This window comes from Microbacterium memoriense (genome assembly GCF_025398275.1).
GTDB classification, from domain to species: domain Bacteria; phylum Actinomycetota; class Actinomycetes; order Actinomycetales; family Microbacteriaceae; genus Microbacterium; species Microbacterium memoriense.
The window spans coordinates 81712-106741 of the sequence record NZ_JAODOR010000010.1 but is presented as its reverse complement, the minus strand read 5'-3'; the positions used below and the strand labels follow the sequence as shown (position 1 = coordinate 106741).

The following is a 25030-nucleotide window of genomic DNA, read 5'->3' as shown; positions in this document are numbered from 1 at the left end:
ATCAGCCGGCGAGGCCGACGGCGGTGCAGGCCGCGCTGGACGGTTCGTTGAGGGCGTCGCAGACAACCAGCGAACCGCCGAGGATCTGCTCCTGCAGCTCCTCGATTTGCGTCTGCACATCGGGCAGCAGCGCGACCATCGCGGCCGGGCCGTTCTCTGCGAACACGGTGGATCCGTCGTCCCACGAGAGCCCGGTGACCCCGTCCTTCATACCGGCGGCGACGAAGCCGGGGGTGAACTCCCCGTCCTGGGCCGCGCGGATGAGGTTCAGGGTGGTCATGTCGACGCGCTTCATCACCGACACGAGGATGGTGCCCGGCGCGTCACCGTCCTGGTTCGAATCCACCCCGATCGCGTAGGCGCCCTGCTGGGCGGCCGCGGCGAACACGCCCTGGCCGGAGAGACCGGCGACGGCGAAGACGATGTCGTTGCCACCCTGGTACAGCGCGAGCGCCGCCTCCTGGCCGACAGACGGGTCGCCGAACTCGCCGTTGAGGTAGCTCGGCGTGACGACGCAGTCGGGGCACGCCGCGAGGACACCCTGCTTATAGCCGTAGAAGAACTGGTTCAGCCCCGGGTTGTCGATGCCGAGGACTGCGCCGACCTTCTTCGTCTGCGTGAGCGAGCCCGCGACGTAGCCGCCCAGGAAGCTCGACTCGTGCACATTGATCGCGTAGGCCTGCACGTTCTCGGGAAGCTCGTCGGCGAAGATGTCGCTCGGTACGCCGAAGAGCTGGTCCGGGTTCTCCTGCGCGACAGCGAGGAGCGAATCCGGGTCCAGCCCGGGCGCGATGATGATGCCGGGCTTGGTCGCGACGGTCGAGCGGAGGACCCCCTCCTGCTGCGAGACCGACTCAGCCTCGACGACGCGGCCGGTGACCCCGAGCTCGGATTCGGCGAGCTTCGTCCCAGCGATGGCCGAGTCGATGAAACCGCCGTCGCCCGCGGCGCCGGGGGTGACGAGCGCGTAGCTGAACGTGTCGGATGCGGGGGCGGCGCCCGTCGCATCGCCGCCGGCACAGCCGGCGAGGGCGATCGCGCTCACCAGCAGGACGCCGGCGCCGATCGACATTCGGGTGCGGGACATGGATGTTCTCCTCAGTGTGTGGATGCGGGTGCGGTGGTGGTGCGTTCCGAGGTGGCGGAAGGCGGGGGGCCGTCGGGCCCGGTGCCTGCCGCCGCCGGCGGTCTGGGCGGACGTCGCAGCCGGATGCGGGTGCTGCGGTTCCACAGGTCGATGAACCGTCCGCGCGACGTGGCGTGCACCCCGACGAGGACCAGAGCGACGAAAGCGGCACCCTGCGGGATGAACTGGGTGAGATTCGCCGGCACGTCGAACTGCTGCAGACGGATGCTGGCCGCGCTGGCGAGGCCGAAGACGGCGGCGGCGGGGATCAGCAGGCCGGGCTTGTTCAGCGCGAGTAGTGCCGCGGTGATCCCGATCCAGCCACGGTCGGCGCTCATGTTGCGGGTGAACAGACCGAGGTCGCCGATGGACAGGAACGCGCCGCCGAGACCCGCGACCGCGCCCGCCGCGACCAGCGCCCACAGCTGCGTGCGACCGACCTTCAGACCGGCGCTCGCGGCGGCCGTCGGCGCCTCACCGACGGCGAGCAGGTGCCGGCCGCTGCGGGTGCGGAACCACACGGCGACGACGGCGACGAGCAGGAAGGCCACGTAGACCATCCAGTTGAGGTGCGCCAGCAGGTGGTCCAGAAAGGGCACCTCGGTCGCGAACGGCACCTCGACCGGCGGGAACTTCGCGACGTCCGGTTTGAAGGTACCGACCCCGTCGAGGTAGGACCGCATGACGAATACCGTCAGTTGCAGGACGAGGATGTTCAGCCCGATGGCGAGCACCACGAGGTCGACGCCGATCCGGTGCGCGCCGGCCATGATCGCACCGATGACCGCACCGGTCAGCGCAGCCGCGATCACCCCGATGAAGGGGTTCCCGGTCGCGGCGCCGACGAGGATGCCGACGAAGGCGCCGCCGAGGACCTTGGACTCGATCGCGAGGTTGAGCACCCCCACTCGCGCCGAGATGAGCGAGGCGAGCGCCGCGAACAGGATCGGCGTGGTCAGTCGTATGCCGCTGTTGAGGAAGTCTGCGAAGACGTTCACGGGGTCACCTCCTCGGCGTGCGGGCGGATGGTCGATGCAGCGTCGTCCCAGCCACCGGCGCGGTGCCCGTCCGGCGCCTCCGGGGCGGGGGGCGAAGGCGGAGGCGGAGGCGGAGGCGGAGGCGCGCCAGCGTCGATCATGCCGTTCGCGCGTCGCCGGTCGGTGAACCGCTCCAGGCGGGCGAGCAGCGGTGCCTGCGCGGCGACGAAGACGATCATGAGCGCGAGGACCGTCGAACCGATCTCACGGGGGACGCCGAGGACGATCTGGAGACCGTTGACGGCGCCGACGGTGATACCGGCGTACAGCACTCCGACCACGGCTGCACCGATCGCGGTCGTGCCGCCGAGGATGGCCGCTGTCAGGCCGGTGAGTCCGGTACCGTCGCTGAATCCCTCGATGACCCGGTAGTTCGTGCCGAGCACCTGCACCCCACCGCCGAGGCCCGCCAGCGCGCCGCCCATGAGCCCCGCGCGCAGCACGGCGCCGCGGCTGGACATCCCCGAGTACCGGGCGAAGGCCGGAGCCTCTCCCCCCATCCGCTGCTCGTAGCCCCGCGTCGTGCGGGAGAGGTAGAACCAGACGCCGAGCGCGGCGAGCAGGGCGAGCGGGAAGGCCAGGCCGAACTTGGTCGACGTGTCGAACAACGGCAGCTTCGCGGTGTCGAGGATGGGCTGGGTGTATCCGACCGTGGATGCCTCGAAGCGCAGCGGATAGTTGACCAGGAAGTCGAGGAGGAGCCCGGCGACCGTGTTCAGCACGATCGTGATGATGAGCTCGTTGACCCCGAGATAGACCTTCAGCACCGCCGGGATCACCCCCCAGAGCGCCCCGACGATCGCGGCGATGAGCAGGCAGAACACCGGGTGCACGCCCAGGGGCAACGGCACCGCGTATCCGACGACCGCGGCGGCCAGGCCGCCGAGGGCGTATTGGCCTTCCTGGCCGATACTGAAAAGCCCGCTGCGGAGGCTGACGACCGCTCCCAGTGCGCAGAAGATGATGGGGGCGGCGAGGGCGAAGGTGCCACCGATGTTGCAGTAGCCGGGATCACAGGTGAAGCCCGCCTGGACGACGGTGGCCGCCGCATCCCATGCGGACACGCCGAGCGTGGAGACGAGGATCCCGCCCACCGCGAGCGCCAGCAGAACGGCGACGCACGGCAGCAGTACGCGCCGTCCGATGCGTTCGATGCGCTCGCGATCCATGGGGTTCCCTCCGCGGCCATGACGTATGACCTGAAAGAAGAGTGTCGAGCGGCTGTTACAAAATCACACGTCTCGCATTACATGGACGTTAATTGTTCACAGGGCGCGGGTCAGGAGTGCTTCGTGGATGCGCGATTCGAGGCATCCACGAAGGGCGGGCGCGGTCCGTGGACGCGCGCTCTTGAGCTCATCCTGGGGCGGACCCTCGCCGACACCGGCTGGCTCGTGCTCACGATCGTGGTCGGCATGGCGGTGCGGACCGTCGTCATCGTGGCCGGATCGGGTGGTCGGTGGAGGTCATCCGGAGCTTCGTGACGGCGCCGCTCGTCGGTTTCATCGTGTTCGCGTCGCTGTTGATCGCGGGATGGTTGCTCGTGCTGGCGAGCTGTGGACTCGTGCGCCTCGCGTGGATGCGGCGTGCGGGGGCGAATGCTCCGGCATCCGCCTGGTGGAGCATCGCTGTCGTCGCGGGGCTCGCGCTCGCCGTGCCGGCGACCTTCGCCGTGGGGCTCTCGGACACGACGTCGGTGTCGCTCGAGGGCGGCGACGCCATCGGCGCGTTCCTGTTCGGCGAGGTGTGGCTCGAGCATCCGTGGCAGTACTTCGTCCTGTGGATCGCCCGGCTCGGCACGTACGCGACGGCGATCAGCCTCGTCGGTGTGATCGTCTCGCGGTGGCAGACGCGGCGGCGCGCCTAGGCTGGGAGCATGCACGGCGAATACAAGGTTCCTGGCGGCAAGCTCGTCGTCGTCGATCTCGAGGTGCGGGGCGGCAAGATCGCCGATTTCCACCTCGCCGGCGACTTCTTTCTCGAGCCCGACGACGCGCTGCTGGACATCGACGCGGCGGTGAACGGCCTGCCGGTCGAATCGGATGCGGGAGCCATCGCCGCCGCCGTCCGTGCCGCACTGCCCGAGGGTGCGCAGCTGCTCGGGTTCACGCCGGAATCGGTCGGCACCGCCGTGCGCCGCGCCCTGGTCACTGCCCCGGGATGGCGGGACTTCGCCTGGGAGATCGTGCACGAGAAGGCCGTGTCGCCGCGCATGAACCTCGCGCTCGACGAAGTGCTCACGACCCGCGTCGGCGACGGGCGCCGCGCGCCCACCCTGCGGATCTGGGAGTGGGACGAATCGGCGGTCGTGATCGGCTCGTTCCAGTCGTACCGCAACGAGGTCGACCCGGAAGGAGCCGCACGCCACGGGTTCGACGTCGTCCGCCGGATCTCCGGGGGTGGCGCGATGCTCATGGCTGCCGGGTCGATCGTGACGTACTCGCTGTACGTGCCGGCATCCCTCGTGGCGGGCATGACCTTCGCCGACTCGTACGCGTTCCTCGACGAGTGGGTGCTGCAGGCATTGCGCTCGCTCGGGATCGAGGCGGTGTACCAGCCGCTCAACGACATCGCGTCGCCCTCCGGGAAGATCGGCGGTGCCGCGCAGAAGCGACTCGCCAACGGCGGGGTGCTCCACCACGCGACGCTCAGCTACGACATGGACGGCCAGGTGATGACCGAGGTGCTGCGCATCGGTCGGGAGAAGCTGTCGGACAAGGGCACGACGTCGGCCGCGAAGCGCGTCGACCCGCTGCGGTCGCAGACAGGACTCTCGCGCGAAGCGATCATCACGCGGTTCACGGACACGTTCGCGCGGCTGTATGCGGCCGAGCCAGGGCACATCAGCGCGGAGGAGTACGCCGAGGCGGAAGCCCTGGTCGCATCGAAATTCGCGACCGACGCCTGGCTGCACCGCGTTCCGTGAGCCCCTCGCTCCCGCCCGCCGCCCATGTCCCCATTCCGGCGGGTCGTGTCCCGATTTCGGCACAGCATGTCCCAGTTCTGGCTGGGACGACCACCGCAAATCAGCCACAAGTGGGACATGGGTCCGTGGCGCCCGGCCGCGTCGAGATCCACCAGGGTGACAACCTCGCCGTCGCGCGCGGGCTCGCCGATGGCTCCTTCACCCTCATCTATCTGGACCCGCCGTTCAACACCGGCCGCCGCCAGGGCAAGGCGATCGAGTCTGCCGCGCGCCCCCCGGACCGTATTCAGTCTGCGCGCAGTGGTGATGAGCCGGCACCCGCGGAAACACGCGGCGGGCTTGTCGCGCCGGAGGCGCGCGGACTGAATACGGCACGGGGTGGGCCGGTGAAGACCGGCTTCCGTGGGACGGCGTATGAGCGGTTGCGCGGCGATCTCCGACAGTACGACGACCGGTTCGACGACTATTGGGATTTCCTCGAGCCGCGGCTGCGCGAAGCGTGGCGGCTCCTCGCCGACGACGGGACGCTCTACCTGCACCTGGACTACCGCGAGGCCCACTACGCGAAGGTCCTCCTCGACGCCCTGTTCGGGCGTGAGTGCTTCCTGAACGAACTGATCTGGGCGTATGACTACGGCGCGAAGAGCAAGAGCCGCTGGCCCACCAAGCACGACACGATCCTGGTCTACGTGAAGGATCCCACGGCGTACTGGTTCGACTCCGACGGTGTCGATCGCGAGCCGTACATGGCACCCGGGCTCGTGACACCCGAGAAGGCCGCGCGCGGGAAGCTCCCCACCGACGTCTGGTGGCACACGATCGTGCCGACCTCGGGGCGCGAGAAGACCGGCTATCCGACGCAGAAGCCGGAGGGCATTCTGCGTCGGATCGTGCAGGCATCCAGCCGTCCGGGCGACCGCGTGCTCGACCTGTTCGCCGGCAGTGGCACGACCGGCGCGGTGGCCTCGGCACTCGGCCGCGAGGTCGTGCTCGTCGACGACAATCCCGAGGCGATCGCCGTCATGCAGCGCCGGATGCCGGACGCCACGCTCGTGGGGTGACTCAGACGAGCGGCCGCACGCTGGCGTATCCGTCGGCGATCACCGCGTCGGCCGATGCCGTGCCTCCGAAGATCCGGGTCGTCCCCGATCGCTCGGACCAGGGTTCCCAACCGGGTGCGTGCGCGCGGATGAGGCCGAGTGCCGCGCCGTGGATCGTGTCGGCCAGACCCTGCGGCGGGTCGTCCCCGGCGATCGCGGCCACCCTCTCCGCGTCGAGGCAGTCGAACCAGAAGGGCACGTCGAGGCAGTGCAGCGCCCAGCGCCGGGTCGGAGACGGCCAGACGAACCGGTAGACCCACGTCGGGGCGCCGAGCGGCCTGGTCCCGGCGCCTCGGGCCTCGGCGACGCGCACCAGCGGTGCCCGGAACAGGGTGTCGCCGGCGAACCGGCCGAGTACGGCGGCAGTCCCGAGGCGACGCTGCGCGAGGTTGGCGCAGAGATATGCGCGGCGACGTGCGTGCGGCACGCCGAGTGCGCGCAGTGCCAGGCTTGCCGGGATGAGACGCAGCTTCGCCCGGAGGGAGTCGGTGACCATCGTGAACTCGTCGTCGTTGGTCCCGAGCACGAGCGGCTTGTCGGCGCCGACGCCGGCGGCGATCGAATCGGGCGTCGAGCGCGTGAGGAGCTCTCCGTCGATGACAGGCCCGTAAGCGAGCCCTTGGGAGAGGACCGCGCGGACCGGTGCCAACCGGTCGCGCGAGGGGGCCTCAGCCGCCCGCTGCTGCAGGGCGACCAGGTCGGCTTCGTCGACGGACGCGAAGCCGGTCCGAGTGGGCTTGACACCGGCGAGGTGCGCGAGCCGCTCGGAGATCGCGCGCGCCCGAGCGGCGGGCACATCGGCGAGCGCGCCCGACATCGACCAGACCGCGTGGAAGAGGTGTTGCGCCGCGGGCATCCCGAGAAGGGTCAGCGCGCCGCCGCCCCCGGCGGACTGGCCCGCGAGGGTCACCCGCGCGGGGTCGCCGCCGAACGCGGAGATGTTCTCCTGGACCCATTCCAGCGCGGCGAGCCAGTCGCGCACCCCGCGGTTCGCGACGGCGCCGTCGATGTGTCCGAACCCGTCGAAACCGAGACGGTACGACACCGATACCGTCACGACGCCGTCACGGGCGAACGCGCGGCCGTCGTACCAGGGGCTCGCCGGCGTGCCCGAGACGTACCCGCCGCCGTGGATGTAGACCAGCACCGGTAGGCCCGCCTCGGGATCTCCGGGGGCAGGGGTGCACACATCGACGTTGAGCGTCGATTCGCCGGCGAACACCGGCTCGGGGATCAGGGTGTCGCCCGGATCGGTGCGGCAGGCGGTCGGCCCGTGCACGAGGGCGTCCCGCACGTCGGGCCACGGCTCGGGGGGCACGGGCGACGCGAAACGCAACGCGCCGATCGGAGCCTGTGCGAACGGGATGCCGAAGAACACCGCCGAGGCCGACTGTCGACCGTGCGCATCAGTGGTGGTGCGCCAGCGCCCGCGCACCTTCCCGGGCGTGATCCTGACGACGGGGTCGGTGCGTGCGGGGGTGGTCATGGCGTCGGCGTCCTCCTCAGGGCGTCCCCCCAGTAAACCGGATGCCGCCGCCGCCGCGTGCGCCGCGCCGCCGCCTCGAGTGCACGGGATCTCGCCGAGTGCGCCGGTCGTGGGCGAGCCCGGGCCGGCGCAGTGGGTAAGAACCAGCGCATTCGGCGGCGGGCTATTCCGCGAGGAATGCCAGCAGGGCCGCGTTGACCTCGTCGCCGTGGGTCCAGAGGAGTCCGTGCGGCGCGTCCTCGATCTCGATGTAGGTGGCCTTCGGAAGGAGCTCGCGGAACTTCCGCGCGGTCTTGTCGATCGGCAGGATGTTGTCGGCGGTGCCGTGCAGGATGAGCGCGGGAACCGTAATCGCCGGGATGTCGCCCCGGAAGTCCGTGGCCCAGGTGAGCGGCGCCGCCGCGATCGCGGCGTTGCCGGCGTGGCGTGCGGACGCGACCGAGGCATCGACCGCCTCGTGCGAGATCCGCTGCCCGAGCGTGTCGTCGAGGTTGTAGAAATCGCGGAAGAATCCGGTGAGGAACGCGTGCCGGTCGTCGCGGACGGCCTGCGCCGTGCCGTCGAAGAAGGCCTGGTCGCCGGCGCCGTCGGGGTGCTCATCCGTGATCAGCAGGTACGGTTCGAGCGAGCCGAGGAAGGCTGCCTTCGCCACGCGACCCGCGCCGTATCGGGAAAGGTAGCGTGCGATTTCTCCCGTGCCCATCGAGAACCCGACGAGGACGGCATCCTGCAGATCGAGGTCTTCGATCAGGGCGTGCAGGTCGGCCGCGAACGTGTCGTAGTCCGAACCGGATGCCGTTTTGGTCGATGCGCCGAACCCGCGGCGGTCATACGCGATGACGCGGTACCCCGCATCCAAGAGTGCAGCCTGCTGCTTGTCCCACGACTCACCGTCGAGCGGGAAGCCGTGGATCAGCACGACCGGTTGCCCCGCACCCTGGTCGGTGTAGAACAGTTCGACGTCTGCTGAGTTCTCGGTTCCGACGGTGATGTAGGCCACGATGTCTCCTCCCGGCCGCGGACGGATGCCGCGGCTCGCCCCCGACGTTACGACGGCGGCCTCTCCGTCTCCACCCCTTGACAGCGCGAGCCACCCGCTGTTCACGCGCCGCGCCGCGCTCCTCGAGGGCGCCGGGTCAGGCGTCGCGGCGTGCGCCCTCGGAGGGGTGCACGGTGAAGACGTTCGGCTCGGTGAAGCCGGCATCCGAGAACGCGGCCTCCACCGCGGCGCGCACCGCATCGACCTGCGCGTGCTCGACGAGCGCGATGGCCGAGCCGCCGAAGCCGCCGCCGGTCATCCGCGCACCGATCGCACCGGCCGCGCGAGCCGTGTCGACCGCGAGGTCGAGCTCGGGAACCGAGATCTCGAAGTCGTCGCGCATCGAGACGTGCGAGGCGTCGAGCAGTGCACCGATCGCGCGCGGCCCCTGCTCGCGGAGGGTCTGGACGGCATCCAGTACGCGCTGATCCTCGGTGACGACGTGGCGGACACGGCGGAACGTGACGTCATCCATCAGCTCTTCGGCGCGTGCGAGGTCACCGACGGACAGATCGCGCAGCGCCGGCACGCCCATGATCGCGGCGCCCTGCTCGCACGAGGCGCGGCGCTCGCCGTAGCCGCCGGTGGAGTGCGCGTGGCTCACACGCGTGTCGATCACGAGGACTTCGAGACCCGCGGCGGCGAAGCCCAGCTCGATCACCTGAGCGTCGAAGCTGCGGCAGTCGAGGAAGATCCCGGCGTCGGCCTGGCCGCGCATCGAGGCCATCTGGTCCATGATCCCGGTCGGGGCTCCCACAGCCTCGTTCTCGGCGCGCCGACCGGCCTGTGCGAGCGCGATCCGGTCGAGGCCGAGATCCCAGACGTCGTTGAGGGCGGATGCCGTGGCACCTTCGATCGCGGCGGACGAGGACAAGCCCGCACCCACCGGGACGTCGGATGCGATCGCGATATCGACCCCCGTGAAGGTCTCGGCGTCGCGTCCGTCCAGCAGGGCCCACGCGATGCCGAGCGGGTAGCGGGCCCACTCCACGATCTCGTCGCGGCGCGCGGGGAAGAGCGCGCCCAGGTCGGCGAGGGCGACCTCGACCGGCACCGGGTCGAAGGTCGAGACGACCCGGATGCGGCCGTCGGTGCGGAGACCCAGGGCGACGACCGTGCGGAAGTCGATCGCGAACGGGAAGACGAAGCCGTCGTTGTAATCCGTGTGCTCGCCGATCAGGTTGACGCGGCCGGGGGAGGACCATCGGCCCGCGGGCTCGGTACCGGTCAGTTCCTGGAAGAGGCCTTCGGCCTGTTCGGCGGCGGTCACAGCTGTACTCCTTCAATGGCGGCCCGCAGACGGTCTGCGGCGGTTTCGGGCGGGACATCGCCGATCCAGGCGCCCATGGCGGCTTCGGATCCGGCGAGGAACTTGAGCTTGTCGGCAGCGCGCCTGGGCGATGTGATCTGCAGGTTCAGGCGGACGGTGTCGCGGCCGATGTTCACCGGGGCTTGGTGCCAGGCGGCGATGTACGGCGTCGGCGAGTCGTAGACAGCATCCAACCCGCGCAGCAGGCGCAGGTAAATCGGGGCGAGTTCGTCACGCTCCTCGTTCGTGAGAGCGGTGAAGTCGGGCACATGACGGTGCGGGAGCATGTGGATCTCGATCGGCCACCGGGCCGCGAACGGCACGAAGGCGGTCCAGTGTTCGCCGCGCAACAGCACGCGCGGGCCCTGCTGTTCGAACTCGAGGATGCGCTGGAACAGATCCGGCGCGGTGCGATCGATCGAATCGAGCAAGCGGGTCGTCCGCGGAGTCACGTACGGGTAGGAGTAGATCTGCCCGTGCGGGTGCTGGAGAGTGACGCCGATCGCCTCGCCGCGGTTCTCGAACGGGAACACCTGCTCGACGCCGGGGAGGGCCGACAGCGCGGCCGTGCGGTCGGCCCATGCTTCGATCACGGTGCGGGCGCGGGTGACCGACTGCGTGCCGAACGAGCCTTCGCGCTCCGGCGAGAAGCAGACGACCTCGCAGCGGCCGACGCTCGTGCGGGTGCGCCCGAGGCCGAGATGCGTGAGATCGTTGAGTCCGCGGGGCGGGTCGGAGGCCTCCGGCAGATCGCCGACGGCTTCGGCGAGGGCCGGGCCGAACGACGGCGACTTGTTCTCGAAGACGGCGACGTCGTAGAGCGAGGGGATCTCCGACGGGTTCGTCGGCGTCTGCGGCGCGAGGGGGTCGAGTTCGGCGGGGGGCAGGAACGCCCGGTTCTGGCGAGCGGCGGCGATCGAGACCCAGTCGCCGGTGAGGATGTCTTGGCGCATCGTGGCCGTCGCCGGGCGCGGGTCGATGTCGCGCGCGTCGACGGCGCGCTCCGCGCCGAGAGTCGTGTCGGGGTCATCGAAGTAGATGAGTTCGCGGCCGTCGGCGAGGCGTGTGGTGCGCTTGGTGACGCCGGCGCCGAGCGTCTGCACGTCGGCCGCCGCGGGGGCGGTGGACGGGGTGTCGGGGTGCATCGTTGCGTGCTCCTTCGCAGGTGGTGACGGCTCTAGGCTACCGCGTTTCCGTGTTATCGTCAACACGACCGGAAAGACCGGATTCCTGCCCGTAGGATGGCGGAATGACGCGACGTGTTTCCATGGCCGATGTCGCCGCTGTCGCCGGCGTGTCCGCACAGACCGTTTCGCGCGTCGTGAACGACAGCCCCCGCGTCGATCCCGCGACGCGGGCGAACGTCGAAGCGGCGATGTCGCAGCTCGGCTATCGCATGCACCGCGCCGCGCGGGCACTCCGGACGGGGCGCACCGACACGATCGGTTTGATCGTGGCGAACCTGTCCTCGGTCGGCAACTCGCGCATGCTGCAGGCGCTCGCCGACCATGCCGCCGAGCGCGGATTCGCCCTCACCGTCGTGACGGCATCCGGTCGTGAGGCGGTCGCCGACGCGTTCGCGCGCCTGAGTGACCAAGGGATCGACGGCGCCGTGATCCTCAACGAAGCCACGGCGCTCGCCCGCGGGCTCGATGTGCCACCGGGGCTCGCTCTCGTCGTCGTCGACTCGCCGGCCGATGACCGCTTCGCCGTCGTGCAGACCGATCATGCCGCCGGCGCCCGTGCGGCGACCGAGCACCTGCTCAGCCTCGGGCGTGGAAGCGTGCACCACCTGGGCGGCCCCGTCGGGTCGTTCGCGGCGGCCGAGCGTGAACGTGGCTGGCGTGACGCCCACGAGGCGGCGGGCATCGCGGCACCGGAGCCGATCCGCGGGGATTGGACCTCGGCATCCGGCCACGCCGTCATCGCTCCGCTCGCGGGAGAGGTCACTGCGCTGTTCGCGGCCAACGACCAGATGGCACTCGGAGCGCTCCGCGCCTTCGCCGAAGCAGGTCGGACAGTGCCTGACGACGTCGCGGTGATCGGCTTCGATGACGTCGAGGATGCCGCGGAATACTCCCCGCCGCTGACCACCGTCAAGCAGGACTTCGACGAGTTGGGCGCCGCGGCCGTCGCCTCGCTCGTGACGCTCATCGGTCGCGGCGAGGCGGCACCGGTCGTGCTCACGCCTCATCTCGTCCCGCGCGCGAGCGCCTGAGGAAACGGGGTCAGAGCGCGGCGCGGCGGGCTTCCCAGCCCGTGCGGACCATCTCGTCGACCGTGTAGCGGTTCTGCCACTCGAGATCACGGGCGGCGAGGTCGCCGGTCGCGACGATCCGGTCGGGGTCGCCCGCGCGGCGGGGCCCGCTCTTCGGAGTGAAGGGGATGCCGGTCACCCGGGCCATGGCATCCATGATCTCGCGGACGCTCAACCCGTTCTGGGAACCGAGGTTGTACGCCGCCTCGACGTGTTCGCCGGCCGCGAGGCGCTGGGCTGCGACGACGTGTGCGGCAGCGATGTCGCCGACGTGGACGTAGTCGCGGACGTTCGTGCCGTCCGGAGTCGCGTAGTCCTCACCGTTGATCTGCGGCACGTCGCCGGCGAGGAGCTTCTCGAACACGATCGGGAACAGGTTGTGCGGGCTCGTGTCGTAGACGGCCGGGTCGGCGGAGCCGACGACGTTGAAGTAGCGCAACGAGGTGTGGCGGAGCGGATGCTCGGAGTCTGCCGTCGCGATCGCCTGGTCGCGCAGCAGCCATTCGCCGATGAGCTTCGATTCGCCGTACGGCGACGCGGGACGCTTGGGAAGATCCTCGGTGACCAGGTCGACGTCGGGGGTGCCGTAGACAGCGGCCGAGGAGGAGAACACGATGTTGTGGACGCCGGCATCCGCCATCGCCTGCAGGACGACACGCGTCGCGTCGACGTTCTGCTCGTAGGTGTGCAGCGGCCTCGTGACCGAGACGCCGGCGTACTTGAAGCCGGCGACGTGGATGACACCCGTCACCGCGTGGGTGCGCAGGGTCTCGACGAGAAGCTCACGGTCGAGGATCGTCCCCTGGACGAACGGCACGCCTTCGGGCACGAAGCCCGCGTGACCGCTCGACAGATCGTCGATCACGACCGGGTCGATGCCCGCCGACGCCAACGCGCGCACGACGTGCGCTCCGATGTATCCCGCTCCACCCGTGACCAGCCAGCTCATCTTTCGCTCCTCGCGTCGGGACCACTCTACGCGGTCGGGTTTCCCGTCATGTTTACGTCAACATGGTAGTCTCACGACATCCCCAGCGGCGCGGAGAATCCCCGAGCGCCGACGCACGGTAGGAGCAGCATGACCAGTCACACGTTCGAGATCGGCGCCGAGGACTTCCTCCTCGACGGACAGCCGCACCGGGTGATCTCGGGGGCGCTGCACTACTTCCGCATCCACCCCGATCAGTGGCGCGACCGCATCCGCATGGGGCGGATGATGGGGCTCAACACGATCGAGACCTACGTTGCGTGGAACGAGCACGCGCCGACCCGCGGCGAGTTCGACACGACAGGGCGCCTGGACCTCGCGCGCTTCCTCCGGGAAGTGCAGGAAGAGGGGATGCACGCGATCGTGCGCCCCGGTCCCTACATCTGCGCCGAGTTCGACGGTGGCGGATTCCCCGCCTGGCTGCTCCGCGACCCGGCGGTCGGCGTCCGCACGCTCGAGCCCCGGTATATGGCGGCCGTGAGCGAATACCTGCGCCAGGTCATGGAGATCGTCGCGCCGCTGCAGATCGACCAGGGCGGGCCGGTCATCATGCTGCAGGTCGAGAACGAATACGGCGCCTATGGGTCGGACCACGCGTACTTGCGCGCCCTGACCGATCTGTTCTTGGAGACCGGCGCCACCGTGCCGCTGACCACGGTCGATCAGCCGATGGACGACATGCTTGCCGCCGGCAACATCCCCGGCCTGCACGCGACGGGGTCGTTCGGCTCGCGGGCGACCGAACGCCTCGCGGCGCTCCGGCGCCAGCAGCCGACGGGACCGCTCATGTGCTCGGAGTTCTGGTGCGGCTGGTTCGACCACTGGGGCGCCCACCACCACACGACCGACCCCGCGGTGTCGGCCCGGGAGCTCGATGACCTTCTGGCCGCCGGAGCGTCTGTCAATATCTACATGCTGCACGGCGGCACGAACTTCGGACTCACCAACGGCGCGAACGACAAGGGAGTTTGGCAGCCGACGATCACGAGCTACGACTACGACGCGCCGCTGGATGAGGCAGGCCGACCCACCGAGAAGTTCTGGGCCTTCCGCGAAGTCATCGCGCGCTACGCGCCGGTGCCCGAGTACGACCGGGTCGACCGCGCGCTGTTCGTCGTTCCGGAGCCCGCGTCTCTGCGCAGCGTCGGTGCGCTCGGCGACCTCGTCGCCCCGGACTGGCAGGATCACGCCGACGTGCCGACGATGGACACCCTGGGAATTTCGCGCGGGCTGGCTCGCTACCGGGTGCAGCTGGATCAGGGGCCGGCGGCGGGAGTGCTCGCCTTCGCCGAAGTGCGCGACCGCGCCTGGGTGAGCCTGGATGGACAGCCCGTCGGCGTCCTCGCCCGCGAGGATCACGCCTGGTCGATCACCCTCCCGCGGGGCGAGGGCCTGCTCGAGTTGCTCGTCGAGGACCAGGGTCGGGTCAATTACGGCCCGCGGATCGGCGAGCCCAAGGGCTTGATCGGCCCGGCGACCTTCGCTGGTGTGTCAATTGCAGGCTGGAATGCCTCGGCGGTGCCGCTGGACGCGTTCGAGAGTGGATCCAGCCTGCAACTCGCACCGCAGGAGGCGCCACTCACCGCCGGCGCACACGTGTTCGAGGCGACGGTGGCGCTCGAGGCGCCCGCCGACCTCGCGCTGTCGACCGACGGGTGGGGCAAGGGGCTCGTGTGGGTCAACGGCTTCTGCCTCGGTCGCTACTGGCGTTCGGGGCCGCAGCGGACCCTGTTCGTTCCTGCACCCGTGACCCGCGCGGGCGAGAACCTCGTCACGGTGCTCGAGTTCGATTCCCTCGGGACCGACACGGTGCGCTTCGTGCCGGACCTCGACCTCGGTCACACCGAGTACTGACCGCACTGCGGTTCGGTCGACAGGAGATTCTGCGCCGAAAGGGCCGTGACGACCGGAAATCGCCCTCCGTGTGCAGAATCTCCTGTCCGCGAGACGGGCTCAGCGGCTCAGGCGCGCCGCGATGCGCTCGAGGGTGAGAGCAGCGGCCGGCCCGTCGGGCCGGTTGAGGAAGCCGTGGTCGGTGCCGGGCTCGATGCGACAGTCGACCTCGCGCCCCGCCGCGGCGAGGCTCGCGGCGAAGACCTCGGCCGACACGCGCAGTTCGTCGACCTCGCCGTTGATGATGAGCGTCGGCGGGTAATCGGCCAGCTCCGCGACCGTCGCGAGCCCCGGCGCTGCCTCGACCGGCGCCGTGGATGCCGGGGCGCCGAGGTAGTTCTCGTACATGTCGCGCACGACCTGTGGCCCGAACCGGTCGGCGAACGGGTCGTCGTCGAGCGCCTGACGGAGTCGGGCATCGGGCGCGGGCTGAACGGCGAGCAGCGTCGGATAGGCCAGCACGACGAGATCCGGTGCCGCCGCTGTTCCGGCGAGGCGGAGCGCAGCCGCGGCTGCCAGGTTCCCGCCGGCGCTGGCCCCGCCGATCGCGAGGCGGTCGATGCCGAACTCCGCGCGACGCGCGTGTGCCCATTCCCAGGCGGCCACGACGTCGTCGAGCGGTACCGGAAAGTGGACGCCGCCGATCGCGAGCCGGTAGTCGACGCTCACAACGGTGGTGCCGGCGGCGGCCAGGGTGCGCGCGACGAAGTCGGCTTCGGGCATATCGATGTCACCCGCGGCGAATCCGCCGCCGTGCGCCCAGACGAGACCGGAACCATTCGGCGCGGACGCCGGGTAGACGCGTACGAGCTCCGCGGTCATGCGAGGTCCACCCTCTGCCAGTCGCCGCGCGCGCGCAGGGAGACAACGTCCACCGCACACAGCTGCTCGGCGCCGATGCGCGCGCGTGCGGCGGCCGGAAGCCCGATCGTCGTGTGCGGCGACAGTGGCAGGACATGCAGCGTGACGGCGCTGCCCGGGCGGATGCCGGCATCCTGCACCGACACGGACCAGCGCTCGCCGTCCCAGAAGCGGTCATCCACCGTGTGTCCGTCGACGCGGATCTCGGCGACGTCGCCCGCCCAGTCGATGTCGAGCACGGCGTCGGCTTCCCCTGCCCACGCGGGCACATCGAGGGAGAACACCGCCGCGAACTCATCGATCGCGGATCGGCTCGGCGCGGAGTGCCGCAATTCACGGAAACCGTAGTCCGTCGGCACAGTGCGGGCCTCGGTCACCAAGCGCGGAGCGAGGGTTGCAGTTGCCGGGGCCTCCGCGGTGGGGAGCGCGAGGGCTCGCCAGGATCCGGTGACCACGTCGAACACCTCGGCCGGCCCGACGCCGCGATGGAAGAGCGTGCCGCCCGACCACGACAGTTCATCGGACGTGCGCAGAAGCGAACGGCCGTCCGCGCCATCGCGCACCCAGAGGAGCGCGGCGTCAGTCGCGGGGAGGACGAGGATGCGCCCACCCTCGACCGAAAACATGCCCGTGCCGGTATGAACCTCACCATCGATCGCGATGCGGGGCTCTATCCCCGGCTCAGCCACCAGCACGAGCGTCGGAGCGGCTCCCGGCAGTTCGGTCAGGAGCGAGGCCGTGGCCCACGCGATCCGCGATCTGCCGATGCGCCACGCGACCGGCCAGCGGGCGATCGTCCCGCTCGGGATCGTGATCTGCGGAAGGGAGATCTCGGCGGAATCCAGTGTGATCCGCAGCGCGGCATCCACCGGCTCGACCTGCTCATGAGGCTGATGGTGCGATACGACGACGACACCCTCCGAACCGTCGGAGCGCAGTGCCCAACGCAGCGTCGATCGATCCGACTGCCCATCCGGCAGTGCGTCGGGCAGCGTCGACGTCATCTCCGCGAGGCGGTCGCCGAAGGCCGCGAGGAACGCATGCTGCGCGCGCAGCGGTGCGGCCGAGGCGTGCAGGTCGCCCGACTGTCCGATCGGCGCGTGGAAGTCGTACCCGAACTCGGGCATGTCGTTGGGATACGCCGTCGCGTGGCTCTCCTGCAGCTGCGGCGCGGGGTTCGTGCCCCCGACGTACATGAAGTAGCCCTGCCACGCCGAGCCGTTGCCGATCGTGACGTTCGCGAGCGCAGCGGTGTCGGCCGCGCTGAGCACCGGGCGGCGATGATAGGCCGTCGCCATTCCGGACCCCAGCTCGCACGTGGCGGGCGGGAAGCCGTGCAGGTCGGTCGCCGCCCCGATCCCCTCGTCGAATCCCTGGGCGGCGCGAACGTCGGCGCCGACGCCCGGGTCATCCCACTCGTGTGAGAAGAAAAAGTGTGCGCGGAAGCTGGGGTGCCAGGGGTCTTCCGGATCGACCCAGAATCCGTCCGCGTAACCGCTGAACAGCGGAAAGGCTTCGCCGGGCGGGAGCTCTGCGCCACCCCACGCGGTCGCGGTCCACAGCGGCGCCGCCATGCCGGCCTCGCGCGCCAGGCGCTTGAGGGTCAGCAGGTGCTCGGGTCGGTCGTACAGCTCGTTCTCGAGCTGGATGCCGACGATCGGGCCGCCGGGTCGGGCACGCCCGTCGAGGGCGCCCGCCAACTGGCCGAACCACTCGGTGACGAGCTCCAGATAGGCGGCGTCATCGCTGCGGTGCTCGATCTCGGCATCCTGCACCCAGTCGGGGAAACCGCCGTTGCGGGATTCGCCGTGCACCCACGGCCCGATACGGAGGATGAGCTCCAGACCCGCCGCCTCGACCTCGTCGATGAACGCCGCGACGTCGAGATTGTCGTCGAATCGCGCGTCGCCGCGCGCCGCCGAGTGGTGATTCCAGAGGACGTACGTCGAGGCGAGCGTGATGCCGGCCGCGCGCAGCTGGCGGAGGCGTTCCGCCCACCGGGCGCGGGGGAGTCGACTGTAGTGCAGCTCGCCCGAGACCGGCACGAACCCGACGCCGTCGCGCAACAGGGCGCGGTCCGTGACCGTCAGACCGCGGGCGGCCTCCGCGGCGATCGGCATGGGGGCGAGTCGGGCGGGCGTGGGCCACCCGCGGTGCTGGACGGTGGCCGAAGACGGAATGTTCACGATGCCATTCTCGCGGTTCCCGAGGGCGGGCGCATCACCGCGCGGAGACGATCGCGTTGTCGAGGAGGTCGATGTCGACCCCGTCGCGCTGGGCCTGATTGGTCATGAGCACCCAGGCAAGACCCGCGTCGGGATGGATCCACAGCTCAGTCCCCGACCAGCCGCCGTGACCGTAGCCGTCCCGCGCGATGAGACCCGGCGCGCGGGTGCGGAGGTTCCAGGTGAACCCCCAATCCTGACCGCGCTCGGCCGGGTACGGGTCGAGTCGGGGGATGTCGCCGGTGAGCGGCCGCAGCATCATGTCGAGCGTCGCCGGCCGGAGGATGCCGTCGGTCTTCCCCGCGTGGATCCGCAGCAATTCGGTGCCGAGCGCGAGCAGGTCTTCCGCGCGGCCGGAGAGGCCCGCGCCGGGCGCCCGGGTCTCGACGAACCGGTCGAGGTTCAGCCCGGCGGCGGCCAGGTCGGGGATCGGGACGACGTCGACCGGGTCGAGCGTGAGGCCCGTGGCGTCGATCTCCGCGGCCCACTCGCCGACCTCGGCCTCCCAGGAGCGGCCCGTGGCGTGTTCGATGAGTGCGGCGATCCCCTCGAAGGCGATCGTCGAGTAGCGGGAGGCGCTCCCGGCGAGGAAGTCGCGGCCACGCGCTAGGAGTTCTTCGCGCAGCGGAAGCGGGGGATCGAGGGTCGGCTCACTGATGCCCGACGTGTGACTGGCCAGATGCCACAGCCGCACGGGGTCGTCGCGCCAGCGGCCGAAGGTGGGCAGTGCGTCGGTGATCAGGGTGTTCGGCGTGAGCAGGCCGCGCTCGATCACCCGCGCGGCGGCGATGCCGACGAGCGGCTTCGTGATCGAGAAGAGACGGTAGGTGTCGTCGGGCTTCGCCGGTCGGTCGCCGGTCGCGCCGAAAGCGTCGAGTGCGAGGATGCCGTCGGCGCTCGCGACGCCGAACACGGCGGTCGGGATGCGCCCGGCGTCCACGTGGTGGCGGGCGACGTCCATGGCGGCGCCGAAAGTGGAGGAGTTGATCACGATTTCCATTGTGTCGGGCGCGCGCGACGATGTCACGGGAAGCGCCTTCCCGCGCGTCGGTGATCAGCGAGCGTGGAGCACTCCGTTGCGTCGATGCGGCAGGGCGGCCAACGACTCATCGCGGAGCTCCGTGGGGAGGAGGCGCTGCGGGGCGTCCTGGAACGCGAGGGGACGCAGAAAGCGCCGGATCGCGCTGGCACCGACCGAGGTGTGCAGTGATGTCGTCGCCGGCCACGGACCGCCGTGCTGCTGCGACCACGTGACCGCGACGCCCGTCGGCCACCCCGCGAAGAGCACACGGCCGACCCGATTCTGCAGGAGAGCCAGGGTGTCCTGGACGTCGTCCGATTCTTCGGAATGCAGCGTCGCGGTGAGGCTTCCCGGAACGACCTCGAGCGCCGCGTGCAGCTCTGCGTCGCTGTCGTATCGGACGAGCAGGGTGACCGGGCCGAAGACTTCTTCCAGCAGGGTCGAGGCACGCTCCGCGACGGCCCCCGCATCCGTCTGGAGCACGACCGGCCGAGCGCCGTCGACGGTTTCGGCGCCGTATCCGACGATCGTCACCGAGGGGTCTTCGAGCAGGTGCTGGATGCCGTCCGGGAACGCCTCCGTGATGCGGTCGGTCAGCAGCGGTCCGCCGGGCACCGGTGCCACGTTCCCGCCGACCGACGCCTCGAACCCCGTGCCGGTCGGCACGAAGACGACGCCGGGCTTCGTGCAGAACTGTCCGACGCCGAGCGTGAACGAGCCGACGAGACCTGCCGCGAGCTGCGTGCCACGCGCCGCCGCCGCGGCGGGGGTGATGACGACCGGGTTGACGCTGCCGAGCTCGCCGTAGAACGGGATCGGGTCGGGGCGTCCTGTCGCGAGGTCGAAGAGCGCCCGGCCGCCGGAGACCGATCCGGTGAACCCCGCCGCCTGGATCACGGGGTGTTGCACGAGGGCGTTGCCCGCTTCTCGGCCTTCGATGAGAGCGATCGATCCTCTCGGCGCTCCGGCCGCGACCAGCGCGTCGGCGGCGATCTCGGCGGTCCGGCGGGAGAGCTCGAGATGTCCGGAGTGCGCCTTGACGATGACGGGATTTCCCGCGGCGAGGGCGGATGCCGTGTCGCCACCGCAGACGGAGAATGCGAACGGGAAGTTCGACGCCGAGAAGACCGCTACGGGGCCGACGCCGACGAGCAGGCGACGCAGCTCGGGCCGTGGCGGAGTCGCCGACGGGTCGGCGTCGTCGACCGTGAGTTCGCGGTAGGACCCCTCCTCGACGACGGCGGCGAACAGTCGCAGCTGCCCGGTCGTGCGTGCGACCTCGCCGGTCAGGCGCGGCACGCCGAGACGCGTCTCGCGGTCGGCGATTTCGACGAGTTCGCCGGCATGCGCATCGAGGGCGTCGGCGAGGGCGCGGAGCCAGCCGGCGCGAGTGGCCGCATCCGTCGCCCGCCAGATCGGAGCGGCGACGGCCGCGGCCGCGGTGAACTCCTCGAGCTGCTCAGTCGTGGTGGTCATTGCGGGTCCTTTCGTTGGCGGCGGCGGGGCGCCACGTGGGGGATGCGGGTCATCGGAAGCGCAGGCCCAGTCCGGCGTGGGGATTCTCGGTCAACACGCCCCGATCCATCGTGACGGGGGAGCGGTCGCGCAGGGCGCCGAGCGCACCGAACCCGGCATCCTCGACGTCCTCGACGAGACACTCGGCGGCGAATGTCAGCGCGAGCTGGCCGGACAGCTCGGGCAAGAGGTGCGGATGGAGCGCCGCCCCGGCATCCGCCGCGAGGGCGGTGATGCGCAGGAAAGGCGTGACGCCACCGACGCGGATGATGTTGGGCTGGACGATCTGGGCAGCTCCCGTGCGGAGGAAATCATCGAATCGATACGCGGTGTGCAGGTTCTCGCCGACCGCGATCGGGATGCCGGAGGAACCGCGGAGGCGGCGTGACAATTCGACGTGGCCCGCAAGGTCGTCGGCGCGCAGCGGCTCTTCGATCCACGCGGGGTGCACAGCGGCGAGATCCTCCAGCGACGCCGTCGCGCGCTCGAGGCTCCACCGTTGGTTCGCATCGATCATGAGCGCGCGGCCTGGTCCGAGAACATCCCGGACCGCGTGCAGGCGATCGAGGTCTTCGGCGACGTCCGGCTTGCCGACCTTCACTTTGACGGCGTCGAACCCGGCATCCACCCACCGCTGCACCTGCGCGACGAGCTCGTCCTGTGTGTAGTGCAGGTTCACGCCGCTGCCGTAGCCGCGCACGGATTCGCGACGACGCCCGAGGAGTTCTGAGAGCGACCCGTTCTGCGCGCGCGCCGCGGCATCCCACAGCGCGAGGTCGAGACCGGCCAGGGCGATCGTCGTGACCCCGCCGCCGCCGGCCTCGTGCAGGTGCTCCCACGCGGGCGTCCACAGTGCGCGTGGGTCGGCATCGCGCCCCACGGCGAAAGCCGAGATGTCGTGCTGCAGGAGGGCGAGCACGGCTTCCGCGCCGATCTGCGGCGTCCAGGAAAAGCCCCAGCCCTCGACGCCGTCGCTGCGGACGACGTGCGTCGCGATGACCCCGACCGAGGTCACATCCGCACCCCACGGGCGCGTCAACGGCACACGCACCAGCCGGGCATCGAACGAGACGATCGTCGTCACAGCAACGCGCGCCCCGCGTCGAGGATCTCCGCCAGGCGAGCCTCCTGAGCGGGCGTCGGATCGACCAGCGGCGCGCGGACGCCCCCCACCGGCAATCCGCTGAGGCGCAAGCCCGCCTTGATGAGCGAGACCCCGAACCCGGGTGTCTCATCGCGGAGCGCGACGAGCGGCGTATAGAACGCGTCGAGGATCTCGAAGCGACGCGCTTCATTCCCGTCGACATAGGCGCGGTAGTACGCGCCGGCCACCTCGGGGATCATCGCGAAGGCGGCCGATGAATACAGCGGAATGCCGATGCCCCGATACGCGGCCTGGGTCAGCTCGGCGGTGAGCAGGCCGTTGAAGAACGCGAAGTCGTCGCGACCGGCCTGCGCGACCGCACGCACGATCAGTTGCGCCGCACCGATGTCGCCGACACCGTCCTTGAAGCCGACGACTTTCGGGTTTTCGGCGAGACGCCGCATGGATGCCGGAGTGAACTGGGCATTGCCGCGGTGGTAGACGATCACCGGAAGATCGGATGCCGCGGCGATCGCCTCGACGTACGCGACGAGCCCTGTCTGTGGTCCGCCGACGAGATAGGGCGGCAGGACGAGCAGAGCATCGGCGCCCGCCGCGGCGGCCGAGCGTGCGACCTCGAGTGCGTGCCCCAGCGGCCCGCCCGCACCGGCGATGACGGGGACGGCTCCGGCGATCGTGTCGACGGCGGTGCGGATCACCGTCGAGACTTCGGCGGTCGACAGGGCGTGGAACTCGCCGGTACCGCACGCCGGGAAGATGCCGCCGGGGGAATGCGACAGCCCGGTCGCGATGTGCTCGGCGAGGAGGTCGGTCTGGACCCGTCCTGCGCTGTCGAAAGGAGTGACGGGGAAGAAGAGGATGCCGTCGAAGTTCATACCGGCACGTCCTTTCGGGTGGAGGGAGTGTCGGTGTTGATGAGGCTGAGTTCGGCGCGCCAGTGGTGCCCGGGCCTCCAACCGAGCAGGCGTTTCGCCTTCGCGTTGGAGAAAGCGGGGGTCGTGCCGGTGAGTTCGGATGCCAGCGCCTCGGTGCCCGGGTAGAACCGGGGGATCAGCGTGGTAAGGGGTTCGCGGGCGAGTGCGTCGTCGGCGCCGACGAAGAATGTCTCGCCGTTGGGGATGTCTGCCAGCGCCGACAGCAGCGTGTCGGCGAACGTCGCCACGTCGCGCGCATCGACGTAGTTGAAGATCGCGGGCGCCGACAGCGCAGGATCGTCCAGGCGCTGCCGCACGGTATGTCCCTGCTGGGTGGGAGCGCCCGCCCACTCTTCCGGTGCGATGACGTAGCACGGGCGGAACGCGGCGAAGCGGACATCGTCACCGGTCTGGCGGCGCAGCATGGTGATCGTCTGCTCGATCAGCAGTTTCGACAGGGCGTAGGCGTTCCACGGCATGGGCGGGGAGTTTTCGTCGAGCGGCAGTCGCTCCGGCAGCCACCCGGTGGCTCTGTAGCCGAGGACGGTCGGGCTGGATGCTGCCACGATCTTCGGAATGCCAGCCGACACCGCGCCGCCGAGGACGGAGATCGCCAGGCCGGTATTCACCCGGAGGATCACGTCTTCCGGTGCGCTGAACGGCACCGCGATCGCCGCAAGGTGGATGAGCGAATCGGCACGCGCATCTCGGAGTGCGGCGACGGTGGCGTCGGCGTCCGTCAGGTCGATCGCCCGCTGCTCGACGTCCGCCAGTTCGGGGGCATCGGAGACGACCCGGTCGAACGAGACCAGCTCGTGCCCGACCGAGGCGAGGCCCGCAACGAGGCTCCGTCCGAGACGACCGGCTCCACCGGTGACGACGATCCGGCTCATGAGCGGGACAGGAGGGAAATACCGAGGTCGGCGGTGAGGACGGGGAGCCCAGTCTCGAGCGAACGGTTGCCGGCGATACCGACCGCGATCGACTGGACGCCGTCGCTCCAGTCTGCGGGCCGCGCGAGCGGGTCATTGCCCGGCCCGATGAAGACATCCGAGAGGAGCAGCGCGTCGCCGCCGCCGTGCCCACCGTCGCCGTTCACGATCGGAATCTCGACGGCCTCCTCCCAGTGGCGCTGAACGAGGAGGCGCTCGCCCTGGGGGCGAAGAGTCGCGTGACCGTCGCCGCCGGACGCGCTGGGGTCGAGCACGGGATGCAGCCCCTCGTCGACGAGCACGGCACCACGCTCGATGACCTCGAGCTCGGCGCGACCGCGCGTGCCGTTCACCGCGACGCGATACCCCTCCCAGGGTGCGTGCGCGTTGAGGGAGTAGCTCAGCGTCGCACCCGAGGCGTAATCGACGACGAGAGCGAGATTGTCCTCGATCGTGATGCCGGGACCGAACACATCGCGGTCGCGGAGATACCCGTCGTGTCCCTCGGCGTCGAGGTAGAGCGCCGTCAGGCGGGGATCATCCCGGAGGTCGAGTTCGAACGGATCATGCGCTCCGTCGTGCGTGCCACGCGTGGGTCGGTCGTCGAGTCCGCGCTCCTGTGCGTTGGATGCGCCGTAGAACCGGAGTCCACCCGAGGCATACACGCGTCGGGGAGTGGAGTGGATCCACCAGTTGACGAGGTCGAAGTGGTGGCTGGACTTGTGGACGAGGAGCCCACCCGAGTGTTCCTTCAGGCGGTGCCACCGCCGGAAGTAGTCGGCACCGTGCTTGGTGTCCAGCATCCAGGAGAAGTCGATCGAGGTGACCTCGCCGATCTCGCCGTCTTGGATGACCTGGCGCAGCGCGCTGTTGCGGGGTGAGTAGCGATAGTTGAACGTCAGGACGACCGAGCGGCCGGTGCGCTGGACGGCATCTTCGATGGCGGCGGCTGAGGGGGCGTCGATCGTGAGGGGTTTTTCGACGACGACGTCGGCGCCGGCATCGAGCGAGCGCACGATGAGCTCGGCGTGCAGGTCGTCACGCGCGCAGATGATGACGCGGTCGATCTCGTTACCCGTGATCATCTCTTCGAGTCGGTCCGGATGCCAGATGTGCGGCGCCGCGAAGCCACGCTCCGTGACGGCTTCGACGGCATGCGCCGCGCGCACGGGATTGGGCTCGCAGATCGCGACGAGCTCCGCCCGGTCGGCGTACGTCGAGGTGATCGCATCGACGTACATCTGCGAGCGGTGGCCGGCGCCGAGGAGGGCGTAGCGGGTGCGGGACATTGAACGG

The 25030-nt window shown here is 70.2% G+C and carries 22 protein-coding genes; 6 read left to right on the top strand and 16 right to left on the bottom strand.

Annotated elements, in window-relative coordinates; all coding sequences use genetic code 11:
* Nucleotide 1: 1 nt before the first annotated feature.
* From N4R40_RS08745 to N4R40_RS08735, 3 genes are read right to left on the bottom strand one after another with little or no spacing between them, the layout of a single operon-like run.
* A complete protein-coding gene (locus N4R40_RS08745) occupies nt 2–1087 on the bottom strand; it encodes a BMP family ABC transporter substrate-binding protein (RefSeq protein WP_261606984.1) in 1086 nt (361 codons plus the stop codon).
* 11 nt (nt 1088–1098) lie between these two features.
* Entirely contained in the window at nt 1099–2124 is a 1026-nt protein-coding gene (locus N4R40_RS08740; protein ID WP_261606983.1) for an ABC transporter permease, read from the bottom strand.
* Nucleotides 2121–3332: an ABC transporter permease gene (locus N4R40_RS08735; RefSeq protein WP_261606982.1), complete on the bottom strand. Its 1212-nt coding sequence runs from the start codon at nt 3330–3332 to the stop codon at nt 2121–2123. Before N4R40_RS08735 ends, N4R40_RS08740 begins: the two co-directional genes overlap by 4 nt.
* A gap of 123 nt (nt 3333–3455) precedes the next feature.
* On the opposite strand from N4R40_RS08735, the gene N4R40_RS08730 reads away from it, so the two are divergent.
* The 4 genes from N4R40_RS08730 (at nt 3456) to N4R40_RS08715 (ending at nt 6150) form a co-directional block, all read left to right on the top strand.
* Nucleotides 3456–3647 carry a hypothetical protein gene (locus N4R40_RS08730; RefSeq protein WP_261606981.1) on the top strand — a complete coding sequence of 64 codons (192 nt, stop codon included), beginning with the start codon at nt 3456–3458 and terminating at the stop codon, nt 3645–3647.
* Entirely contained in the window at nt 3623–4030 is a 408-nt protein-coding gene (locus N4R40_RS08725; protein ID WP_261606980.1) for a hypothetical protein, read from the top strand. Before N4R40_RS08730 ends, N4R40_RS08725 begins: the two co-directional genes overlap by 25 nt.
* 9 nt (nt 4031–4039) lie before the next feature.
* Nucleotides 4040–5089, top strand: a complete 1050-nt coding sequence (locus tag N4R40_RS08720) for a lipoate--protein ligase family protein (protein ID WP_261606979.1) — start codon at nt 4040–4042, stop codon at nt 5087–5089.
* Between the two features lie 110 nt (nt 5090–5199).
* Complete coding sequence (locus N4R40_RS08715) at nt 5200–6150, top strand: DNA-methyltransferase (protein ID WP_261606978.1); 951 nt, start codon at nt 5200–5202, stop codon at nt 6148–6150.
* Nucleotide 6151: 1 nt separating this feature from the next.
* Here N4R40_RS08715 and N4R40_RS08710 read toward each other — a convergent pair whose 3' ends face one another.
* From N4R40_RS08710 to galT, 4 genes are all read right to left on the bottom strand, one after another.
* Nucleotides 6152–7675: a carboxylesterase/lipase family protein gene (locus N4R40_RS08710; protein ID WP_261606977.1), complete on the bottom strand. Its 1524-nt coding sequence runs from the start codon at nt 7673–7675 to the stop codon at nt 6152–6154.
* 163 nt (nt 7676–7838) lie between these two features.
* Nucleotides 7839–8675 (bottom strand): alpha/beta fold hydrolase, encoded by an 837-nt coding sequence (locus N4R40_RS08705; protein WP_261606976.1) that lies wholly within the window; start codon nt 8673–8675, stop codon nt 7839–7841.
* A gap of 136 nt (nt 8676–8811) precedes the next feature.
* On the bottom strand, nt 8812–9984 hold the full coding sequence (gene galK, locus N4R40_RS08700; protein ID WP_261606975.1) for a galactokinase: 1173 nt from the start codon (nt 9982–9984) through the stop codon (nt 8812–8814).
* On the bottom strand, nt 9981–11168 hold the full coding sequence (gene galT, locus N4R40_RS08695; protein WP_261606974.1) for a galactose-1-phosphate uridylyltransferase: 1188 nt from the start codon (nt 11166–11168) through the stop codon (nt 9981–9983). Before galT ends, galK begins: the two co-directional genes overlap by 4 nt.
* A 104-nt stretch (nt 11169–11272) precedes the next feature.
* Between galT and N4R40_RS08690 the strand changes: the two genes are divergently transcribed.
* Nucleotides 11273–12241: a LacI family DNA-binding transcriptional regulator gene (locus N4R40_RS08690; protein WP_407665857.1), complete on the top strand. Its 969-nt coding sequence runs from the start codon at nt 11273–11275 to the stop codon at nt 12239–12241.
* A 10-nt stretch (nt 12242–12251) separates the two neighbouring features.
* Here N4R40_RS08690 and galE read toward each other — a convergent pair whose 3' ends face one another.
* The gene (galE, locus tag N4R40_RS08685) at nt 12252–13229 is read right to left on the bottom strand and encodes a UDP-glucose 4-epimerase GalE (protein ID WP_261606973.1); all 978 of its coding nucleotides are present in this window, start codon (nt 13227–13229) and stop codon (nt 12252–12254) included.
* Nucleotides 13230–13358: 129 nt separating this feature from the next.
* On the opposite strand from galE, the gene N4R40_RS08680 reads away from it, so the two are divergent.
* Nucleotides 13359–15122 carry a glycoside hydrolase family 35 protein gene (locus N4R40_RS08680; RefSeq protein WP_261606972.1) on the top strand — a complete coding sequence of 588 codons (1764 nt, stop codon included), beginning with the start codon at nt 13359–13361 and terminating at the stop codon, nt 15120–15122.
* Nucleotides 15123–15221: 99 nt separating this feature from the next.
* Here N4R40_RS08680 and N4R40_RS08675 read toward each other — a convergent pair whose 3' ends face one another.
* Genes N4R40_RS08675 through N4R40_RS08640 form a run of 8 tightly spaced genes read right to left on the bottom strand, consistent with a single transcriptional unit; the run spans nt 15222 to nt 25023 of the window.
* Nucleotides 15222–15983 carry an alpha/beta hydrolase gene (locus N4R40_RS08675; RefSeq protein WP_261606971.1) on the bottom strand — a complete coding sequence of 254 codons (762 nt, stop codon included), beginning with the start codon at nt 15981–15983 and terminating at the stop codon, nt 15222–15224.
* Nucleotides 15980–18208, bottom strand: coding sequence for a beta-galactosidase (locus N4R40_RS08670; protein ID WP_261606970.1), 2229 nt, complete (start codon nt 18206–18208; stop codon nt 15980–15982). The genes N4R40_RS08675 and N4R40_RS08670 overlap by 4 nt, the downstream gene beginning before the upstream one ends.
* A 34-nt stretch (nt 18209–18242) precedes the next feature.
* Complete coding sequence (locus N4R40_RS08665; RefSeq protein ID WP_261606969.1) at nt 18243–19274, bottom strand: serine hydrolase domain-containing protein; 1032 nt, start codon at nt 19272–19274, stop codon at nt 18243–18245.
* A 27-nt stretch (nt 19275–19301) separates the two neighbouring features.
* Entirely contained in the window at nt 19302–20744 is a 1443-nt protein-coding gene (locus N4R40_RS08660) for an aldehyde dehydrogenase (NADP(+)) (RefSeq protein WP_261606968.1), read from the bottom strand.
* Between the two features lie 49 nt (nt 20745–20793).
* Nucleotides 20794–21867: a mandelate racemase/muconate lactonizing enzyme family protein gene (locus N4R40_RS08655; protein ID WP_261606967.1), complete on the bottom strand. Its 1074-nt coding sequence runs from the start codon at nt 21865–21867 to the stop codon at nt 20794–20796.
* A complete protein-coding gene (locus N4R40_RS08650; RefSeq protein ID WP_261606966.1) occupies nt 21864–22763 on the bottom strand; it encodes a 5-dehydro-4-deoxyglucarate dehydratase in 900 nt (299 codons plus the stop codon). Before N4R40_RS08650 ends, N4R40_RS08655 begins: the two co-directional genes overlap by 4 nt.
* A complete protein-coding gene (locus N4R40_RS08645; RefSeq protein WP_261606965.1) occupies nt 22760–23695 on the bottom strand; it encodes an NAD-dependent epimerase/dehydratase family protein in 936 nt (311 codons plus the stop codon). Before N4R40_RS08645 ends, N4R40_RS08650 begins: the two co-directional genes overlap by 4 nt.
* Nucleotides 23692–25023, bottom strand: a complete 1332-nt coding sequence (locus tag N4R40_RS08640; protein WP_261606964.1) for a Gfo/Idh/MocA family protein — start codon at nt 25021–25023, stop codon at nt 23692–23694. The genes N4R40_RS08645 and N4R40_RS08640 overlap by 4 nt, the downstream gene beginning before the upstream one ends.
* Nucleotides 25024–25030: the final 7 nt, after the last annotated feature.

Coding starts and splice junctions, on each gene's coding strand:
- N4R40_RS08745 (WP_261606984.1), bottom strand. CDS start 1,087: ATGTCCCGCACCCGAATGTCGATCGGCGCCGGCGTCCTGCTGGTGAGC.
- N4R40_RS08735 (WP_261606982.1), bottom strand. CDS start 3,332: ATGGATCGCGAGCGCATCGAACGCATCGGACGGCGCGTACTGCTGCCG.
- N4R40_RS08720 (WP_261606979.1), top strand. CDS start 4,040: ATGCACGGCGAATACAAGGTTCCTGGCGGCAAGCTCGTCGTCGTCGAT.
- N4R40_RS08710 (WP_261606977.1), bottom strand. CDS start 7,675: ATGACCACCCCCGCACGCACCGACCCCGTCGTCAGGATCACGCCCGGG.
- galT (WP_261606974.1), bottom strand. CDS start 11,168: ATGCACCCCGACACCCCGTCCACCGCCCCCGCGGCGGCCGACGTGCAG.
- N4R40_RS08690 (WP_407665857.1), top strand. CDS start 11,273: ATGACGCGACGTGTTTCCATGGCCGATGTCGCCGCTGTCGCCGGCGTG.
- galE (WP_261606973.1), bottom strand. CDS start 13,229: ATGAGCTGGCTGGTCACGGGTGGAGCGGGATACATCGGAGCGCACGTC.
- N4R40_RS08680 (WP_261606972.1), top strand. CDS start 13,359: ATGACCAGTCACACGTTCGAGATCGGCGCCGAGGACTTCCTCCTCGAC.
- N4R40_RS08675 (WP_261606971.1), bottom strand. CDS start 15,983: ATGACCGCGGAGCTCGTACGCGTCTACCCGGCGTCCGCGCCGAATGGT.
- N4R40_RS08660 (WP_261606968.1), bottom strand. CDS start 20,744: ATGACCACCACGACTGAGCAGCTCGAGGAGTTCACCGCGGCCGCGGCC.
- N4R40_RS08650 (WP_261606966.1), bottom strand. CDS start 22,763: ATGAACTTCGACGGCATCCTCTTCTTCCCCGTCACTCCTTTCGACAGC.
- N4R40_RS08645 (WP_261606965.1), bottom strand. CDS start 23,695: ATGAGCCGGATCGTCGTCACCGGTGGAGCCGGTCGTCTCGGACGGAGC.
- N4R40_RS08640 (WP_261606964.1), bottom strand. CDS start 25,023: ATGTCCCGCACCCGCTACGCCCTCCTCGGCGCCGGCCACCGCTCGCAG.